This is a genomic window from Streptococcus mitis (assembly GCF_013305725.1).
GTDB lineage: Bacteria > Bacillota > Bacilli > Lactobacillales > Streptococcaceae > Streptococcus > Streptococcus mitis_BO.
Window position 1 is genome coordinate 1,409,367 of record NZ_CP047883.1, and the last position, 20,751, is coordinate 1,430,117.

The window sequence follows — 20,751 nt, forward strand, 5'->3', positions numbered from 1 at the left end:
TTTATTTAGTGTTAATTTGGTTAAATCGTGCAAGTTTAGCTGCTTTTTGAGTTAAATGAGACAAGATAGCCAAACGATTTTGACGGACAGCCTGATCTTCGGCCATAACCATAGTATTTTCAAAGAAGGCATCAATAACTGGACTAAGCGCAAAGAGCTGTTTCAATTGCTGACTTGCAGATCCTGATAAAACGAGTGTTTCTACCGCTTCTGCCAAGGCTTTCTCTTCTTCTTTTTCAAAGAGAGCTGGATCAACCGTGTCGGATCCTTCTGCCTTCTCAGCCAAGTTAAAGGCACGTGAAAGTGATTCAACAGATGGTTTGAAGTCTTCTTCCTTGCTTGCTTCTACGAGAGCACTTGCCGCTTCCAACATATCCGCCACAACAAAGTTTGATCCTGCAAGAACGGCATCCTTGATATCTTTTGGAGTAGAGCCCATCATCTTATCAACACGAGCCTTGATAAAGTCCATAACCTCTGTCTTATTCTCATAAGTCAAGCTGTCAAATTTCAAAGCATAAAGGCTATCAATCAACTCATCCATAGCAATGTGCCAACCAAAGGCATCCAAGATACGAACCACACCTTGGGTCGCACGACGAAGGGCATAAGGGTCATTAGAACCTGATGGAATCAAGCCTACTGAGAAGAAACTCAAAATCGTATCCAATTTGTCTGCAATAGATAGAATGGCTCCAACCTTGCTCTCTGGAAGTTCTCCTTCGGCTGATGTAGGCATGTAGTGTTCACGAATAGCAACTGCCACCGCTGGAGTTTCCCCAGCAAGAAGGGCATATTTCTCACCCATAATTCCTTGGAGCTCGTCAAATTCGCCAACCATACCTGTCAACAAGTCAAACTTGTAAATAGCTGCTGCACGGGCTAGGTCAATCGTTTCATCCGCTGACAAACCAGCTTTTTCTGCCAAGAGAATAGCAATCTGACCTGTACGAATCATGTGTTCGCGAAGGGAACCAATCTTCTCATGGAAGGTGACATTGTTTAATTTTTCAACAAGATCTGAAATCACCAATTTTTGATCTTCACGCCAGAAGAATTCACCGTCTTCCAAGCGGGCTACTAAGACTTTTTCATTTCCTTTAATGACATTTTCCAAATACTCTGCGTTTCCATTACGAACAGAAATGAAGTTGGGCAAGAGTTTACCGTCTTGATCACGAACAACAAAGTAACGTTGGTGTTCTTTCATTGAGGTCACCAAAACTTCTTCTGGAACTTCAAGGTATTTGGCATCAAAACTTCCCATAAAGGCAGTTGGGTATTCAACCAAGTTCAAGACTTCATTAAGCAAGTCCGCATCAATTTCGATATGTACACCATGCTCAACTTCGATTGCTTTGATTTGATCAACAATCATTTGCTCTCGTTCACGAGGATCCGTGATTACAAACTGCTTACGAAGGTCTTCTTCGTAGCTCAATGCTGACTGAATTTTGGTTTCTTTCCCCAAGAAACGATGACCACGGCTCACACGACCTCCCTTGATATCAAGGAAATCCAAATCAAACTCTTCTTCATCTAAAAGAACAGTTAAAGTGTGAACAGGACGAATGTATTCAAAGCTATTTCCAGCCCAGTGCATGCTGACAGGGAAAGTCAGTGACTTCAAGACATCCACAACACCTGGAACAATGGCTTCAACTGCTTGACCAATTTCTTCCTTAGTGACATAGACATATTCTTCACCCTTGATTTCACGGAATTCGATATCTTCAACAGTCAAGCCTTTTCCACGGACAAATCCTTGAGCTGCTTTGGTGAAATTTCCATCGCTATCCAAGGCAATTTTCTTTGCTGGACCCTTGAAATCTTCTGTCAAATCAGACTGTTTGTCTGCAAGACCAGTCACACGAACAGCCAAACGACGTGGTGTTGAGAAGGTTTGAATAGCTTCAAAAGACAGACGGTTCTCCTTGAGGAAGGCTGCCATTTTTTCGCCTAGTTGTTTTTCACTTGGTGTGACAACATAGGCTGGTAATTCTTCAAGACCGAGTTCTACTAATAAGTTTTTTGTCATGTTTTTTCCTTTACATTTTCTTCAATCTTTTTTGATATGCACCTTAGGTACTGGGGACGTCGCTAACTAACTTTGTGAGTCTGTATGGAAATCTAATACTAAATTGATCAAGATTTCCAACAGTCTCATCAAAGTGGATTTAGCTGACTAATTTTTGAACCTAAGGTTTCAAAAATCCCCACATAACAGTACGGCGGTGCATATCCCTCTAGCAAGTCTTCGACTTGCCTCTAACGATTTTAGAGCACAATATTACTCACTATTCTGCGTCTTCTGCTAAGAGTTTAGCTCGTGTTGCTTCATCTAAAAGTGGGTAGCCTAGGCGTTTGCGTTCTGCGACAAAGGTTTTGGCTACGACACGGGCCAAGTTGCGGATACGAGCGATATAGCCTGCACGCTCGGTTACGGATACGGCACCACGCGCATCAAGCAGATTAAAGGTATGTGAACATTTGAGAACATAGTCATAGGCAGGGTGCACCAATCCTTCTTCCAAGGCACGACCAGCTTCTTTTTCAAACTTATCAAAGTTTTCCAGCAACATTTCTTGATCCGAAATTTCAAATGAATATTTTGAGTGCTCATACTCAGGCTGGATAAAGATTTCTCCGTATTTTACACCATCAGCCCACTCGATATCATAGACAGAATCTACTTCTTGGATGTAAGAAGCCAAGCGTTCCAAACCATAGGTAACTTCCGCAGTCACAGGGCCAGTGGCCAATCCACCGACTTGTTGGAAATAAGTGAACTGAGTGATTTCCATCCCATCAAGCCAAACTTCCCAACCAAGACCAGCTGAACCAGTAGATGGATTTTCCCAGTTGTCCTCAACAAAACGGATATCGTGCTCCAAAGGATTGATTCCCAATTTTTCCAAAGACTCAAGGTAAAGTTCCTGGATATTTGATGGAGATGGCTTCATGACCACTTGGAATTGGTGGTGTTGGTATAGACGGTTAGGGTTTTCCCCGTAACGACCGTCAGCAGGACGACGTGATGGCTCTACATACGCTGCATTCCATGGCTCAGGTCCGATAGCACGAAGGAAAGTGTAAGGACTCATTGTCCCCGCACCTTTTTCATTATCATAAGCCTGCATAAGCATACAACCTTGGTCATTCCAAAATTGTTGCAAAGTCAAAATAATTTCTTGAAATGTTAATTTCTTAGACATTGAATACTCCTTAATAAAAATGATTTCTTGCGACACGAGTCTGCCTCGTCGATTATACGAGGCAAGACGAGTTAGTACTGCGTCTAGCTCAGCACCCTAGTGCTGAGCGTGGGGCAGTCCGACTGTAAGGAGGTTTCTGCCACTGATGCAGTGGAAAGTCAATTTTTTAGACATTGTTTACTCCTTTTTCTATAAATTACTTGCGACACGAGTCTGCCTAGTCAATCTTACTAGACAAGACCAGTTAGTACTGCTTCTAGCTTAAACAGACCTAAAGCAGTAGGACTATATAGAAAATCAAAGACTGATTTTCTTAAAAGAAGACTCAGGTTCAAAATCAAAAAGAACCGAATTTCAACACCCAAGCCTTGCGACTAGGGGCGTCAGAAACGCGGTTCCACCCTAATTTATTACTTCATTGTTTTTAAAAATACTACAGAAAGCGCCAGTTCTTTATTTTGCCCTACTTGGCTCCCACTATCCCAAGCTCGCTTGAAGAACGCCATAAGACTTTCTTTCCTCCTGACTATTATATCAGAATTGTAACATACTGTAAATCAAAAACTATAGAAAGATGTATTGTATTCTCTACTCACTTTTTAAAAAAGTTGCAAGTCCAATAACTGACAATAAGAGAGAAATTCCTGAAATACTTAGAATAATAGAAATCATGTTATTCTCACCAGTGACTGGTAATTGTTTTCCTTCTTTGTTGACTGTAGCTAAAAGCACTTGTTGACCACTTCCAGCTAGTGTTTTATTCTCATGCTTAACTTCTATATTGGAATGATGTATTGCAATTGATGTAGCTTTCTCAATTTTATCATTGCTAATTGAAGACTTAATAGTTGAGACTTGTCTATTGTGACTTACTAATTTAACAGGTTGCACTTGAGAAACTGGCTTAATCGTTACAACTGGTTTAGTTGGAATAACTGGCTTAATCGTTACAACTGGTTTAGTTGAAATAACTGGCTTAATCGTTACAACTGGTTTAGTTGAAATAACTGGCTTAATCGTTACAACTGGTTTAGTTGAAATAACTGGCTTAATCGTTACAACTGGTTTAGTTGGAATAACTGGTTTAATCGTTACAACTGGTTTAGTTGGAATAACTGGCTTAATCGTTACAACTGGTTTAGTTGGAGTAGCTGGTTTAATCGTTACAACTGGTTTAGTTGGAATAACTGGTTTAATCGTTACAACTGGTTTAGTTGGAATAACTGGCTTAATTGTTACAACTGGTTTAGTTGGAATAACTGGCTTAATCGTTACAACTGGTTTAGTTGGAATAACTGGCTTGATCGTTACAACTGGTTTAGTTGGAATAACTGGTTTAGCTGGAATAACTGGATTAACTGGTGCAACTGGTTTGGTTGGAATCTCTACTTTATTAGCCTTAAGTTTTACAGCTGTCTCTTTTAGAGCATTGATTACTGCATTAATTTGTTCTTGACTAGCTTCTGCATTTTCCAAAAGTAGCTTAGCTTTGTTGAAAATAAGATTATATGCATCTTTCTCCTCTTTGCTAGCTGTCAAAAATCTTGGATCTTTGTCTTGGAACTTCACTTCATCCACGATAACATTTTTTAGGCTCATGAAATCTGTTTCTTTCCCATTCAGCTGGTCTTGTGCTTTCAAGAAAGCGGTCAATAGACGGTCGATTTCATCTTGAGTTATCAAATCTTTTGTAATTAATAATGCCAAGAGTTTAAATTCACGATCATATTGACCTTTGAGTTCTTGATTAGAATTTATATATTTACCTTTTTTAACTGTCTCAGCATATGCTTTAATAGCATTCTTCAATGATGTGATATCAGATTCCTTACCATCCAATGTTTGCATAGCAGACTCTAAAGCCTTAACAATTTGGTCAATTTTATCTTGGTTAAGTTTACTTCCCAATGCTAGTTGCGCATCTTTGACACTTTGATCAAAAATCTCTTTTAACTTCTGTTTTGTATTATAATATCTCGGAGTTTTAACTACTTCCATTTGTTTATTTAAAGCTGCAATCAGAGCTAACTTAGAAACAACTGAAAGTGACAAAACATTATTTTTACCAAACAAAACTTTAAATGGTTGAAGATTATCGAGTAATTCATAACCGTTGGATAGATTTACAAGAACTTTATATTCACCAGTAACCACTTTCTTACCATAAGAATGTTTACCATATGTTTCAGCTGGCAAGACTTGACTCTGACCGTCTTCACCTACTAAAGTAATCGTTGTAGTTCCAGGAACAGCTTGATTAAAGCCAACCGTTACTGGGGCATATTTCATTTTGTTAGCCAAGAAGGTAATAGTTTGAAAACTATTTTCTTTCGTTAAATCAAATTCCTTAGATAGAGCACTCACAAATTTCAACTCTGTACGGTCATAGCTAAAAATTTCTGCAACATAATGCCCAAATTTCAAGAAATTAATATCTTTTGACTTATCAACAGTTACATATTGTCCTTCGCTATTTTTAATGCGATAAACATAAGTTGTATCAATCTCATCGTTGGTTTTATTGTTTAGTATAGCAATTTTTACACGACCACTATTTTCTTCACCTACAAGATCTTTGAGAGATATAAAATCTACATTTCCCGCAAAGTCTTCTACATAATAGAAGATTTTCGATTTATCAATGTTCTTAGGAAGTGTATAACTACCATCTTCATTTTGTTTGATAATTTGATACTGTTCGATTTCTGAATCTGTCGCCTCTCTATTTTCAGAAGGACGAATATAAAAGACTTTTTCTAGAAGAATTCCGCCATTTCCTACATCCTGAGGTTTACGAGCTATAAATTGTTCTTGATCTTTTTGAGAACGAATATATCCCGAAGTAATCAGAGGTTTTTGTGTATCGATTTGAATTTTAAATGTTGTATATTGTTCCTCAGCTCCAGGGACATCTGGCTTATAACTAATAACATAGTCATAAATTCCATCAGAAACTCGATTTCCATTAGAATCCTGTCCTCCCCAAGCTGTTTTATCTACAATATAACTTCTTGGATTTCTAGTATCGCCATCAAAATAATTTTTTACAAGGTCTGTTGGACGACTTTGCCAAATAGGCTGACTGTGTGTTGTATCCGATGAATCATAAACAGTCGCACGAAGATTTACCAAGTTTCTATAGACAAGAGTTTTAAACCGAACAGAATCTTTATTGCCATCCTCATTTGGCGAGATAGCAAGCCGGATGTTCCCCTTTTCATCTAATTGAAGATGGTATTTTCCTTCAGCATCTTGTTTCACTCCGAGTACAGTCACTCGATTGCCTTGACGCTCTGCTTTTAAAACATTTACATCATTTTCAGAACTTGTTAAATAAGTTGCATCGTCTGAAGGTGAAATTCCTGGATTATCTTTATCAATTTCAGAGTAAAATCCACTGTTTCCTTCCTTAATCAATTGATAAATTGGTTTTTCAATTGCAGGTAGATTTTGGAATTCTCCCTTAAATCCCATAAATGGTAAACCAATAACAGAACCATCATCTGCAGGATTGACAAATCTAACAAATCCTTCTAGAAAATATCCATTTGGCATTATTTTGCTAAGTTCTTCAGTAAACTTACTTGTATCTACACTAACTGTTACCGTCCTCGTACTATGAGCTTTCACAGTTACTTCAGGCCAAACTGTTTCAGTTAGTTTTCGTGGACGGAGAGTGAATTTCCCTTCTTCAACTTCGTCCGTATTTGTATTTACAATCATCTTCAATGTTTGGTCTTTATCCGAAATATTATGAATTGTAACTTCAAAGGTAAATTTATCACCAACATTGCCAAGAGTAACACTTGGATAGTTATTTGCACCTGTTACAAATAAATCTGTGCTTGTTGCCGCCATCGTGTCAACTACGCCAGCACCTTGCTGACGTGGAGAAGTATAGGCTCCAGTTTGTTTATTAAAATGTGGTTTTGCAGTAGACATAATTAAAGCTTTTACAATCTCTGAAATTTGACTAGCTGATAATTCAGGATGTTTTTTCGCTAAATATTCTTTGACTAATGCTGCGACACCAGCTACATGAGGAGCCGCCATACTTGTTCCACTGATACTTCCATAGCTATTGTCGTTAAATGATGAATAGATATTTCCGCCAGGTGCAGTAACATCTGGTTTCAATTGTCCATCAGTTGTAACTCCCCAACTTGAAAAATCTGATAATTGGTCTGCAACGTCTGATTTACGATTATCCATCTTGTGATTAAAGACAATTTTATACTGACCAGACTTAAGAATTTCACCATAATGTTTTGAAATAAAGACAGATGGGATTTTCTTAGCATCACCTGTAACAGACATACTAACATTTGCACCTTCAACGTTGTTATAAATTAAAACTCCAGCTGCACCATGTTGAAGAGCATTTTTAATCTTATCAGAAAAATTAATTTTACCACGTTGAATCAGTGCTAACTTGCCTCTTACATCAATATTAGCAAAATCTTCTTCACGACCAATACCTGCTGCTACATATTCGTATTCTTTCCCTTTTTCAAAATCTTTTTCTGTTTCAGGTCTATTAAAATCAAACTTACCATAATCAAGGGTAGCGTCATTTTCTAAACCTTTTACTTCAAAGACTTCAGTAGTTAGAATTTTATTATTAATCGAAGCAACAGAAATTGAATCTTCTACTGTAGAAGGATTTCCTACGAGACCATAATCAGGATTTGCTGCCAATGGTTGTGAAAAACCTCTACCGAAAGTATTACTATTACCAGCGGCAATAACAACAGATACTCCTTTAGCGCGTGCTCTTTTTACTGCATCAATGATATCTGAACCTGCATCTACCGTTGAACCCGCACCTGCACCCAAACTCATATTGATCACATCTGCACCTAGTGCAACTGCATCATCAATAGCTTTTACATAGAGGGCAGATGCTGTAGTTTTATCTCTGTCTGAAAAAACTCTCATAAACATAATTTGAGCTTCTGGCGCCACCCCATAAACCTTCTCAGAATTCGGGGCTTTATTAACAGGATTTCCAGCTACAATCCCAGTAACATGCATTCCATGAGACTCTTTTTCAGCTTCTTTTATATTATCAGTTCCATCAAAGTAATCATAAGCATATACTACTTTATCACTGTACCATTTCCCATAGTCAATACCAGCAGCCTTTTTAGCTTTTTCGATATCATCCTGATTTTTAAATTTCGCCTTTGACGGATCAGAAATACGCAAAACCTCATGATTCAAATCAAGACCTGAATCTATAACAGCGACTACAGTTCCTTGTCCTTTATGTCCTGCTTCCCAGGTTTTAGGGACAGTAATAATTTCATTACTGGAGATACTGTTTGGCTTTTCTTTATGTTCACCTTGAGATAACGACTGTGATTGTAAATTTTCCGAAGAAGAATTACTTTTCACTGTTGATTCTTCCTTCTTCTCTTCACTTTTTATAGCAGTCGTTTCTTTCTGTGTGGTTACATTCTTGTCTGACTTATTATCTCTATATTCTATAGAATCATCTTGTTTCAATGATTCTGTCACTTCCGTTTTTTCCTTCGAAGAAGAATTTAGAGCATTCTTGTCAGCCGTGACTGGCGGTGCGAGCTTATTTGAATCATCTAATTTATTAGTCGTTACAGCATGTGTAACTTGATTGGATGTTTCAAATTTTCCCTCATCGGCACTAACCTGTGCGAAAGTAAATCCGAATGCAAAGACCGTTAGCAGAAAAATCGTTGCTACTTGGTACTTTTTATGACAAAAATCTTTGCAATCTCCCATAAAATCACTCCTTTTTATTTAAATTAAAAGTATTATATACCAAATTATCAGAAAATTCTATCAAAAACTTATTTTGTAACAAAATTGTAATATTAACCAATCCTATCATGATATTTAAACATAAAAAAATTTAGCCTCGATTAATACAAGACTAAATTTATTTATTGAAAAATTACTTACGATTTAATTAGTTATTCAGCAAAAATCTTACTGATCACGGTCATAGAATAGTTCATGTGCTTTTAATCGTGAATTAAGCATTTCAGGAACTGTAACAAAGTGATATCCTTGCTCTTTTAGATAATCTATAATCTTTGGTAAAGCATTCACTGTTTCAGCATGGATATCATGCATTAAGATAATCGAACCATTACGAACTTGACGTTGAATCTCTGTCAAAATAGATGCTTCATTTTTACTCTTCCAGTCCAGACTATCGACATCCCACATAATAAAGCTCAAATCGAGGCTATTGCGAATGTCGTCTGTAATGGCTCCATAAGGGGGGCGCATAAGTTTGGAGCTAGACCCCAACACTTTAGTTAGCGCATCTTCAGTATCAGTAATCTGTTTTTTAGCTTCATCAAGCGAAAGTTTTGAAAGCACTGGATGGCTCCAACTATGGTTCCCAATGACATGACCATCTGCTTTCATGCGTTTCAATATCTCTTCATTGCCAGAAACATTCTTACCTAAAACAAAGAAAGTTGCCTTGATACCATACTTAGAAAGTGTATCTAATGCTTGATTTGTCGTCGCAGGATTTGGTCCATCATCAAAAGTTAAAGCTACTACTTTTTGATTTTTCTTTTCATAATAAGCCTTATAAAGTTCGGCATCCTTATCTAATAAATAAGAGGATTGTACTACATCAAAGAAACTGGATACTGGCAAGGCAATCTCATCTATATTTTCCACTTCCTGACTTGGATAAAGGATAATTTGACTATCCTTGTAATCAAAATTCCATGCAGACAAATCTTGATCAGAAAAGCTTTTAACAAGCTGATCAATCTTTTCTTGCTCTAATTTTTTATCTTTTAAGAAAGAGGTAAGTTCTTTTAGCAATATCTCCTTTGCCTTACTAGAATCTGAAAATAATTGATCCAGGGTAAATAATTTACCATCCTCAGTCAAATATACTTTTCCAAAGGAAGTTTTCTCTGTCTCCTCTACCTTAGAATTAGACAAATCATAGATTTGCTTGCTTATACTGTGTGTGATAATTCCCTTTAAAACTGAATCTAGTTTCTCTGTATAATAAAAAACAAGGTTATCTTTATCTTCTAATTTATCTTTAATATCCTGATTAATCTTATCTTTTATTGAAGGAATAAGCTCATTTCCTTTGAGGGGATAATAAACAATAATCTCAGCCTGGCCTTTTTTAAAGCTTTCCTTCTGACTTCCTTCATTGAAAAGTTGATCTTTTTCATTTTTAATGGTTTGGATAGTTTCTTCAAAGGTATATTTTTGGAAAATCTTATAGCCGATTGCACCGCCTAGGAGAATCATCGCCAATCCCAAAATTCCTACAAAAACGAGTAAAATACTTCTCTTTTTAGCGTGACTACTACGGTTTGTTCTATTTTTCTTCATATTTACATGATATCAAAACCAAGCATTAATTTCAATGATAAACAAGCAATCTCATGACTTTTGAGCAAAGAAAAAAGCTTAGAATAAACTAAGCTTTTTAGAAACGAATCGTCTCACGTGTTTTCTCATAAGAAGATACAAAACGATTTGTAACACCAGGCTCTGCAACTTCCAAAGCTTGCGAAATCTTATCAAATGAAGCATGATAATCAAATTCTTTTTCAAAAATTTCTAATGATTCATTAAAGGCTTCTTGAATTCGTTCATCAAATGAGCGGTAACGGTTCGAATACTGTAGCAATTGTTCTGTCAATGTTGCATATTGAACAATATTATATGTTTCTTCTTCAAGTGCTTCCATGTCATTCGTTGTAATTTCAAGAATTCGATTCACTGATTCAACATCAACTAGTTCTTGCTCTAACTCTGACATTAATTCTTCTGTGTTATGACTCGCAGTGAAGAAGATTTTCAAGAAACTTTGTGGAATCCCTGGTAAATTTCTCTTTTCCATATAACGTTTGATCGTATGCAAGCGATTCACATAAACATTTGCTTTTTGACGAGCATTAATGTCATCTTTCTCAACCTGCGCAAGACGTTGGCTAACAGAAATCTGCTCATCTTCAATCTCTTTAAGTTGGCTTTGGAGAGCTTCTAATTGCTCCTCCAAAACAGAATATGCTTGAGTTGGTTCTGACTGATCTTCAATAACATCCATAACCGCAGTCTCAAGAGCAGATAAATCAGCTTGAATACGACGAACATGACTCGCATCTGTTTCCGGCAGAAGATAAGTTTGACTCAAACGTTCAAGATCCTGAACAAGGACTTTATTATTTTCCTTTACATGATTGAGATAGGTTGGAAGTGTTGAAAGAAGACTTTCAACAACTTTCTGAGCCGCAATTTCACGAGTAAAAATATCATAAAGTGAATTAATTTCTTCTTGAATTTGAGTATTTTCATACTCTGCATTATCCAATTCCAATTGACGAATATTTTCTTGATTCTTTTTCAAGGATTCATACAAGAGTTGGAAACGTGACTCGATATCTGTTTCTGTGAAATGGTAATTAGCATCTAATAATTTACGGTAACCTTCTTCCAAATCCACTAACTGATCAGGTAAAGTACTTGTTAGAGTTGTTACAAGACCTGGAACACGGTCAACAATATGTGTTAAAGCAAGAATATGATTTTCAGTAGCATCCAGAATAGCTGCTGCTTCAACTGGGTCTCCCGAAGAATTCAAGGTAACAAATTGAGAGAATTCAGATTGAATGTTTTCCAATTGCTTCTCAATTTCTGGAAGAGCTTGTCCATATTTCTCTGAATCTTCTTCGACAGTATTTTGAAGCGATTCAAACAAATCTAAAGCATGTAAAACACGTCCACTGTTTTTAGACTCTTGTTTTTCAAGTTCAGATAAGGCATTACGAATTGATGTAATATCTTCTTCAATCAAATCAATTTGACTTTCAATTTGATCAATCTTATGTGTTGCTTTAAAGAAACGGAAAGAATTATTATAACTTTCTGCCTCGAAGATGTTATTTTCAATATCAGCGAACGAATTCAAAGATAAGTCTACCCATTTTTGATTCCATTCACGAAAGGCCACTTGGCTTTGACCAATCAAATGCATATTTTTTACTGCTTCGACCTCATCATTAACAGGAAGATTATAGAGCTGTTCTTTTCTTTCTTCAAGACCTGTTAATCTAGTCACGTTTCGCTTGCGTAGAAAAATAGCTGCTACATAAGCCAGAATCAAAATGACTGCAATCGCAACCATTAGATAAATTAGTTGTCCATTAGACATATTAAACTCCTTTTATACTAGAAACAATCGTAATGATTATATCATATTTTTTAAACCATGGGAACCATTTCCCATTTCCCATTTTTTAGACGTCAAGTGTACTATAGACAGCATTTTCTTCAATAAATTCACGACGAGGCTCTACTCGATCCCCCATCAACATATCAAAGATTTTATCTGCTTCTGCAGCATCATCCACAGAAACTCTAGCCATTAAGCGATGTTCGGGATCCATGGTTGTTTCCCACAACTGGTGATCATCCATCTCACCCAAACCTTTATAACGCTGAATGGTTGGTTTGGCACGTCCTTCACTATGGCGAGCCAAGGCTTCTTGGAGTTTAATTTCTTGATCTGCCCCTGGCTGGATATATTCTTTAATCTCACTTCCAACCTTGACACCATAGATTGGTGGTTGAGCGATATAAACATAGCCAGCTTCTAGGATTGGTTTCATATAACGATAAATCAAGGTCAAAAGAAGGGTACGAATGTGGGCTCCATCGACATCGGCATCAGTCATCAAAACAAGTTTTTGGTAACGAGCTTTTGAAACATCAAATTCTGCACCAAATCCTGTTCCCATCGCTGTGAAAAGACTACGAATTTCTTCGTTAGCTAGAATCTTATCCATACTTGCCTTTTCAACGTTCAAAATCTTACCGCGAATTGGAAGGATAGCTTGAAATTCACGGTTACGACCAGATTTAGCTGATCCACCTGCTGAGTCTCCTTCGACGATGAAAAGTTCTGTTTCAGCAGGATTATTTGAAGAACAATCTGCTAGTTTACCTGGAAGGTTGGAAATTTCCAAACCAGATTTTTTACGAGTTACCTCACGCGCACGCTTGGCAGCCACACGAGCCTTAGCAGCCAAAATCCCTTTTTCCACGATACGTTTGGCAATCTGCGGATTTTCCATGAGGAAATCAGAGAAGGCATCGCTGAAGAGGCGATTGGTAATCTTGACCACTTCACTATTCCCAAGTTTGGTCTTGGTTTGTCCTTCAAACTGCGGATTTGGGTGTTTAACTGAGATAACTGCAGTTAATCCTTCGCGAACATCTTCCCCTGTTAAGTTGTCTTCATTGTCTTTCAGTAACTTATTCTTACGAGCATAATCGTTGATAACACGTGTCAAGGCTGTACGGAAACCTTGCTCATGCGTTCCACCTTCATGTGTATGAATATTATTAGCGAAACTCATGACATTTTCATGGTAACCCGTTGTGTACTGCATGGCTACTTCAACTGTGATATCATCCATCTCACCATCTGTGTAGATTGGTGTATCAAAGATTACATCCTTGTTCTCATTGATATATTCAACGTAGCTAGCAATCCCACCTTCATAGTGGTAATGCTTAGTTTGTTCTAACCCCTCACGCTTATCTGTGATGGAGATTTGAAGACCACGATTTAGAAAGGCCAACTCTTGAATCCGTTTATTTAATTTATCAAAATCAAAGGTTGTTGTTTCAGTGAAGATTTCTGGGTCTGGTGTGAAGTGAACTGTTGTTCCCGTTTTATCCGTATCTCCAACCACCTCAAGGTCTGCGACAACATGACCACGACGGTATTCTTGGTAATGAATCTTACCGTTTTTGTGGACATGAACATCTAACTGAGTGGAAAGAGCATTAACTACTGAAGACCCCACTCCGTGAAGACCACCTGAGACCTTGTAGCCACCACCGCCAAACTTTCCTCCAGCGTGAAGAACAGTAAAGACAGTCTCAACGGCAGGTCGACCGGTTTTTTCCTGAATATCGACTGGGATACCACGCCCATCATCGACAACAGTGATCGAATCATCTGGCTCAATAAAGACTTGAATATGGCTGGCAAATCCTGCCAAGGCCTCGTCAATTGAGTTATCAACAATTTCCCAAACTAGATGGTGAAGACCTTCTTTTGAGGTTGACCCGATATACATCCCTGGACGCATACGAACAGCCTCTAAGCCCTCTAAAACTTGAATTTGACTGGCATCATAATCCTGTGCCTGCAGATTTTTGATTTCTTCTGTCATCTTTTTCCTTTTTCTTACATGTCTAATACTTGTCTTAAATTCACGATACTGGTAAACAAGTGGGTAGCTAGTCCTGCAGCTTGACCTGCTTCGATATCAATAGGACGATCACCAATTACAATACCAGAGCTAATCTGATAATTTTCTCTTAAATAAAGCATGGACTCAGGATTTGGTTTTCTCTGAAAGCCTGAGTTAGAAGTCACCACTTCTGTAAAATAAGCTGCTATAGAGGTTTTTTCTAAAATTTCCAAGACCTGATCATTACGATGAGATACCAAAAAATGACGGCCACCTTGATTTGAAATGTCTTCCAATAAGTCAGAAACTCCATCAAACAAAATCGGGTGTTCAAGCTCTCTGGCTTCATTTTCCTTATACTTTTCTAAAAAATTCTCTAAGTTGGGAGCGAATGTCTCAATCGCAAAATCAGTAGAAACCTTTAAAGCCTGATAGACGCTGTCATGGTCCTGTGTGATACCATACAGTGCTAATGTTTCAACAAATGCAGCTGTTGAAGTTTCATAATTATCCAGTAAAGTTCCACCTAAATCCCAGATGTAATCGTGATATTTCATACCCTTCATTATAGCATTTTTTTATGAAAAAAGCGATGATTTCCTAGATTTTTCCAAGTAAAAAAACGAGAGAATAGCTCCCGTTTTACTGATTTTTACCAAAGACATCTCGATAGAGCATTCCTGTTCGTAAACTCTCTGCGTCTCCTCCTAATTGCTCCACCAACTCGTAGGCAAAGGCAAGGGCTGTTGAAGGACCTCGACTGGTTGTCAAATGACCATCTACCACTACTGTTTCCTTGACGTAGTGACCATCAAGGATTTGCTCTTGAACGCCGTCATAGCAAGTGTACTGCTTATTTTTCAATAGCCCTGCTTGATTGAGGGCAATTGGCGCAGCACAAATGGCTGCCAGTTTTTTTCCTTCTCGTTCGAAGCTTTGCAACTCTTTCATCAAGGCCTGATTATCACGTAAATGTGCAGAACCAGGCATCCCTCCAGGAAGAACAATCATATCATAGGCTGATAAATCTCCATCAAAGACACGATCTGCTCTTACTTGGATTGCATGCGAACCCGTCACTTGCTCTTCAAAACCAACCATATCACAAGTAATATTTGCACGACGCAAGACATCTACAACTGTCAAAGCTTCAATTTCTTCAAAGCCTTGAGCTAACATAACTGCTACTTTTACCATGATTTTCTCCTTATTTGATTTGTTTTAATACAACCTTTTTCCGCTTGAATGGGACTTTCTCGCTCTTTTCTTCAGCTAGATTTGTCTGGTAACTCATAGATAAAAGCAAGCCAACGCCAATTAAGTTACTAATAATAGCCGACCCCCCTTGAGAAATGAAAGGCAATGGAATCCCAGTCAAGGGAAGTAAGCCTGTCACAGCACCGATATTTTCAAATATATGAAAGAGTAGCATCATGATAAATCCAGTCGAAATATAGGTATAGAACTGGTTATTCGATTTTAGTGTTATCTTTAGCATACGATAGATGAGAAGCAGATATAAAGCGATAACAAAAACAGAACCGATAAAACCAAAGTCTTCAGCAATAACAGTGAAAATCATATCTGACTCTCGAACCGGAATCAGAAGATTCGATACATTGAATCCTTGACCAAACAAACCACCACTACCAATCGCAATCTGCCCTTGAGCCTGCTGATAAGTGGTTGTTTGGGCAAAGTCAAAAGGATTAAGCCAAGCTAGAATTCGATTAATTTGATAGGTTGGCATCCCAATCTGATGTAAGAAGGCACGTCCATCCTTACTCAAAAAAATTGCAAGAAAACCGACTACACTAGTAACTCCTGTTGCAAAAACTGGGATAATAATTTTCCAAGAAACTCCTGATAATAAAACGATTCCTGAAAAGATAGCCACAAAAACCAAGGCTGTACCTAAGTCACTCTGAAGAGCTAAGAGAACTAGAATCGGAATAGTAAAAACAATCATCCAGCCTATCAATAGAAAATCCAAAGGAATTGTGCGTCGCCATTCCTTATGTTTTTGAGTAAATTGGACAATAATTCTTGCCAAAATCAAGATATAAGAAATTTTCATAAACTCTGAAGGTTGGAAGAGTGTTGCGCCCCCAATGGATACCCAGTTCTTAGCCCCAGTTGAAGCTACAAGACTTGGATTATAAAAAACCAGTGGTAAGACCATCAAAGCTAAACCAAGAGCATATAGATAAGGGGTAATTTTCCAAAGAAATTCTGTATTAAAGAGCATGACCACAAAACCAATCACAAGTCCCAAGGCAATCCAGGCGACCTGCTGCCCTAAAATGGGTAAAATATTGTTCGGATAATCATGACTAACGGCAATATAAATAGCCACCACGCCGATAACCAGTAGCAAAAATACTGGCAGGAGCAAACTATAATCGACTCTAGAGTCGAGAGAACGTTTCATATATTCACCTTTTCTCTTTCTTAGATTTTTCATTTTTGTTGTTTTGGAGGAAATCAATAACAGTAGAGGTAATCTGTTTTCTATTCACCTCTCTGATAGTTCTTTCCTTCGCTAAAGCTTGTCTAATCTGTTTACCATATCGTTTATGAACAATTCGACTATCCAATATCACAGCAATGGAAGCTTGTTCCTCTTTTCTAATTGTTCTACCCAAAGCCTGTTTGAGACGAATAATGGCCATTGGCAACTGATAATCATAGAAAGGATTCTTCCCTTCCTGACGCAATTCATGATTTAATTTTCGTGTTAAAGGTTCTTGGGGATTTTGGAAAGGCAATCGAGGAATTACTTGAATAACGCAAGGATGGGTAGAAAAATCAACCCCCTCCCAGAAACTTCCTGTTCCAAGTAAGATTTGTCGCTCTCCTTTTTCAAAACGTTTCTTCAGCTGACTGGGTTCCCCATTTTTATATTGGGCTAAATGAGGATGGTCTAGTAAATCTGACACTGCTAACAGTAATTCTTTCGACGTAAATAGAACAAGCAAAGGCTCTTGAAACGCCTGTAAGGAATGGATAACTGATGTAACCTCTTCTGCATAATCTAAAGGAGAATGTTCAGTTACTAACGGAAAATCATTTACTAATAGAACTTCTTGCTGCTTCTGTTGTAAAGATTTAACTGTAATAAGTGGAGCTTCAGTAAATCCTAATAAGTCCGCTAAAGAAACTCTATTACTGATTTCAAGAGTGGCAGATACGCCAAGTACTCTGCAATCTTCTGGCAATAAATCTGCTAGTAGAAAGCGGCCTTTTTTACTTGAGCAGATTAAGACATCCTTACTTGACTTCTCAGCTGTTGCCAGCCAAAATTCACGGTCCGATGTAAAAAAGTGCGTCATATCTCTATACTCGGGAAGATTTAACTCAGAAAAATGCTGGCGTAAGGTTTCAAGAGAATCTAACCACTTGTCATTCTTAAGTCCTGAGTAAAACTGATCTATCAAATAGCGACATTCAAACCCGATACTCTCAAGCAACCGTCTCTGAATAAGATCTTTTTCTGTTTCCAAGGACTTTTCAACTTGTGTTACTAAATCATCGAGAAGATAAGACTCTTGGGCGAGATTTTCAAGGGCAATCAGCATTTTTTGAGCTTCATCTATGATTACCAAGCGATTGTTGACAAACTCTGGATCGTCCTCTAAACGTGTTACCAGATAAGCGTGATTGGTTAACAAAAGGCGACTCGATTTAGCCCTATCTTGACTGCGTTGCCAGAAGTCCTCAGAACTAAATAAACTTGTTTTTGAAAGTTTTCCATCATGGACAAGTTCAGGTATGAAATGTTGATAACGATACAGCTGCCCGATTTCATCTAAGTCACCTGTTTCTGTCTCTGTTAACCAAATCAAGATTTGCATTTTAAAGCGTGTGAATAGGCGGTTAGACTCTGGCCTATGAAGTACTTTATAAAAATTATCGAGTTTCAAATAATTTTGAGGTCCCTTAAGACTATGAATATCAATATGAAAAGTATCTTTTAATTGACTTCCTTCTTCTTGCATAATTTGATTTTGAAGGATTTTGGTAGGAACACTAACAAGGATACCCCCTTCACTTTCCATGCTCAAAGCTGGCAGTAGGTAACCATAAGTCTTTCCAAGTCCCGTTTGGGCTTGAATAAACGCAGTTTTCTGTTCCTTTAATAACTGCTCAACTTTTTCTGCAAATTCAACTTGCTGAGGGCGTTCATCCAAGTCTAATAAGGAAATATTTTTAGTAAAATCCTTAGATAGCTTACGTGGTTTTAAAGACTTACTTTTCTTTCTTAGAAAGAGTCCATGGAACTCCATCAAATCGTGAGAAGAAAGGAGGGACTGGCGCTGATATACTTCTTCAATCACTAAATAAGTTTCATAAAGGAGATTATCCGCAAAATTTAACAACGTTTCTAAAAGTCCTTTTGGTAACTGAAAAAGTTTTTGACGCATAAAAAGCAAAAGCTCTGCTGTTGCTTGTGCATCAGAGAGAGCGGTGTGGGCGTGGTCTAACTTAATCCCTAATTCTTGACAGAGAATGCCGAGATTGTACTTTTCAAACTGAGGGTACAAAACCTGTGCTAACTCAACGGTATCTACTCGTGGAGTTCTCAATTCATAACCTTCAAAAAATAAGTACTCTGCCAGAAGATTTGCATCAAACTGTACATTGTGCGCGACAAAAACACCATCCTTGACCAGTTCAAAAATCCTTCCAGCTACCTGTGAAAACTCTGGAGCAACTGCCAACCGTTGATCAGTCAAACCTGTTAATTCTTTTATATGAGAATCCAAGGGTTCATGAGGATTGATGTCAGTCCCATACTGATCGACGATTTCACCATTTTCAATCACCACAATACCCACTTGAATAATTTTTGCCTTGCTTCCGGTGCTAGTGGCCTCTAAATCAACAACCACATACCGCTCAGTTCTCGAATTCATCATTAAAAATTATATCAAAAAAAGCCCTGTTTGACACTCCTTAACTTCGATAGAAAAATCTCTTTGCTTGAAAAAATTTTTATAAAATGTTTGAATAGTATTATACAGAAAAGGAGAAATAGGATGAACCCATTAGATTTGTTTAATCAAGTAAAAGAGTTAATCGAAACAAAAGATTTCGAAGCTGCTAAAACATTTATTGCAGAAAATCAAGAACAGCTTGGAGAATACTTCTCCCAAGCTCAGCAGTTGATTTCTGGTTCTGAAGGTCTAGATGGCCTCGTTGGAAAGATTAAAGGATTTTTCTAAAAGATATAAAGGCGCCTGAAACTATCAGGTGCCTTTTTGAGATATTTTTTTCATTATTTTGGGCAGATAAGAGCTGATTTCCGTCGGCAAGACCACATAATGTTCTTGAGATAGTTCTTGGGCTATTGCTGAATGAAGATGAGTCGCTACTGCCACACGTTCGTAGAGACTGGCCTGTCGAAATTGGCCTGCAAATCCTGCAATCATTCCAGCTAGTGTATCTCCCATACCACCAGTCGCCTGATAGGGACCGCCAACCTGTAACTGGTAACAATCAGACTGGCCAGCTTGCCAAATACGAGTAGCTGGACCTTTCTCCACCAAAATTGTTCCTTGAGGAAAGGAAGTCAGGGCACTAGCTGTTGCATCTTCGTTTTGCTTTTCAATAGCAATACCAGACAGCTTTTCCCATTCTTTTTGGTGGGGAGTTAGGATAAGCTGGTTAGATGGAAACGACAAACTTGTCCTAGCAAGAATGGTTAAGGCCCCTCCGTCTACAATCAAAGTCTGATTCTTTTTTAAGCTAGCAAAGACCTGTTTTACTAGACTTTCTCCAAAAGCATCGTCTCGTAAACCAGGCCCCACTAAGACCACTTCTGCCTTCTCCAACTGCTCTTTTAACAATTGCTGGTCTTGCAGAGAAAAGGCCATAGCCTCAGGTAAATGATTGTGCAAAGCTGGGATATTTTCCCTATCTGTTCCAACAGTCACCAAACCAGCTCCACTTTTAACAGCTGCCAAAGCAGCCATGATGATGGCACCACCATAAGGATACGTCCCACCAAGCAACAGCAAACGGCCATAGTCTCCTTTATGACTAGAACGAGGACGTTCAATAATGACTTTTTCTAATAATGCTTGCTCAATCACTCTCATCGTTTTTTCCTCTCTATTCATTATACTATAAAGTCTATCCACCTTGCATCTTAAATATAAATCTCTTCGTTCATATAGAAGAAGAGGGGACAAAGCCCCTCTACTCACCTTTCGTCCAAACGCGAAAGTAAACGATTCCATTTTTACTAGTAAAGACGGAGAGGCCTAATTGGTCCTCTCCATCTATTCGACTCATTT

At 37.9% G+C, this 20,751-nt stretch carries 12 protein-coding genes; 1 reads left to right on the forward strand and 11 read right to left on the reverse strand.

The window, feature by feature from the left end; all coding sequences use genetic code 11:
* Window position 1 precedes the first annotated feature (1 nt).
* The 10 genes from glyS to M594_RS07020 form a co-directional block, all read right to left on the reverse strand.
* Window positions 2–2,038 carry a glycine--tRNA ligase subunit beta gene (gene glyS / locus M594_RS06975; protein WP_173876343.1) on the reverse strand — a complete coding sequence of 679 codons (2,037 nt, stop codon included), beginning with the start codon at window positions 2,036–2,038 and terminating at the stop codon, window positions 2–4.
* 259 nt (window positions 2,039–2,297) lie between these two features.
* Window positions 2,298–3,215, reverse strand: a complete 918-nt coding sequence (gene glyQ, locus M594_RS06980; protein WP_000038733.1) for a glycine--tRNA ligase subunit alpha — start codon at window positions 3,213–3,215, stop codon at window positions 2,298–2,300.
* 588 nt (window positions 3,216–3,803) lie between these two features.
* Window positions 3,804–8,975, reverse strand: coding sequence for a S8 family serine peptidase (locus M594_RS06985; RefSeq protein ID WP_173876344.1), 5,172 nt, complete (start codon window positions 8,973–8,975; stop codon window positions 3,804–3,806).
* Between the two features lie 207 nt (window positions 8,976–9,182).
* Window positions 9,183–10,574: a peptidoglycan-N-acetylglucosamine deacetylase PgdA gene (gene pgdA / locus M594_RS06990; RefSeq protein ID WP_173876345.1), complete on the reverse strand. Its 1,392-nt coding sequence runs from the start codon at window positions 10,572–10,574 to the stop codon at window positions 9,183–9,185.
* Window positions 10,575–10,671: 97 nt separating this feature from the next.
* A complete protein-coding gene (gene ezrA, locus M594_RS06995; protein WP_173876346.1) occupies window positions 10,672–12,399 on the reverse strand; it encodes a septation ring formation regulator EzrA in 1,728 nt (575 codons plus the stop codon).
* A gap of 85 nt (window positions 12,400–12,484) precedes the next feature.
* Window positions 12,485–14,431 carry a DNA topoisomerase (ATP-hydrolyzing) subunit B gene (gene gyrB / locus M594_RS07000; protein ID WP_000134040.1) on the reverse strand — a complete coding sequence of 649 codons (1,947 nt, stop codon included), beginning with the start codon at window positions 14,429–14,431 and terminating at the stop codon, window positions 12,485–12,487.
* 14 nt (window positions 14,432–14,445) lie between these two features.
* Window positions 14,446–15,009 carry an HAD family hydrolase gene (locus tag M594_RS07005; protein ID WP_173876347.1) on the reverse strand — a complete coding sequence of 188 codons (564 nt, stop codon included), beginning with the start codon at window positions 15,007–15,009 and terminating at the stop codon, window positions 14,446–14,448.
* An 85-nt stretch (window positions 15,010–15,094) separates the two neighbouring features.
* Window positions 15,095–15,649 (reverse strand): DJ-1 family glyoxalase III, encoded by a 555-nt coding sequence (locus M594_RS07010; RefSeq protein WP_173876348.1) that lies wholly within the window; start codon window positions 15,647–15,649, stop codon window positions 15,095–15,097.
* 10 nt (window positions 15,650–15,659) lie between these two features.
* Window positions 15,660–16,883: an FtsW/RodA/SpoVE family cell cycle protein gene (locus M594_RS07015; protein WP_173876349.1), complete on the reverse strand. Its 1,224-nt coding sequence runs from the start codon at window positions 16,881–16,883 to the stop codon at window positions 15,660–15,662.
* A 4-nt stretch (window positions 16,884–16,887) separates the two neighbouring features.
* Complete coding sequence (locus M594_RS07020) at window positions 16,888–19,368, reverse strand: bifunctional DnaQ family exonuclease/ATP-dependent helicase (RefSeq protein WP_419991827.1); 2,481 nt, start codon at window positions 19,366–19,368, stop codon at window positions 16,888–16,890.
* Between the two features lie 123 nt (window positions 19,369–19,491).
* Between M594_RS07020 and M594_RS07025 the strand changes: the two genes are divergently transcribed.
* On the forward strand, window positions 19,492–19,677 hold the full coding sequence (locus tag M594_RS07025) for a hypothetical protein (protein ID WP_173876351.1): 186 nt from the start codon (window positions 19,492–19,494) through the stop codon (window positions 19,675–19,677).
* A gap of 24 nt (window positions 19,678–19,701) precedes the next feature.
* Here the strand turns inward: M594_RS07025 and M594_RS07030 are convergent, their stop codons facing one another.
* Window positions 19,702–20,553: an NAD(P)H-hydrate dehydratase gene (locus M594_RS07030; RefSeq protein WP_173876352.1), complete on the reverse strand. Its 852-nt coding sequence runs from the start codon at window positions 20,551–20,553 to the stop codon at window positions 19,702–19,704.
* Window positions 20,554–20,751: the final 198 nt, after the last annotated feature.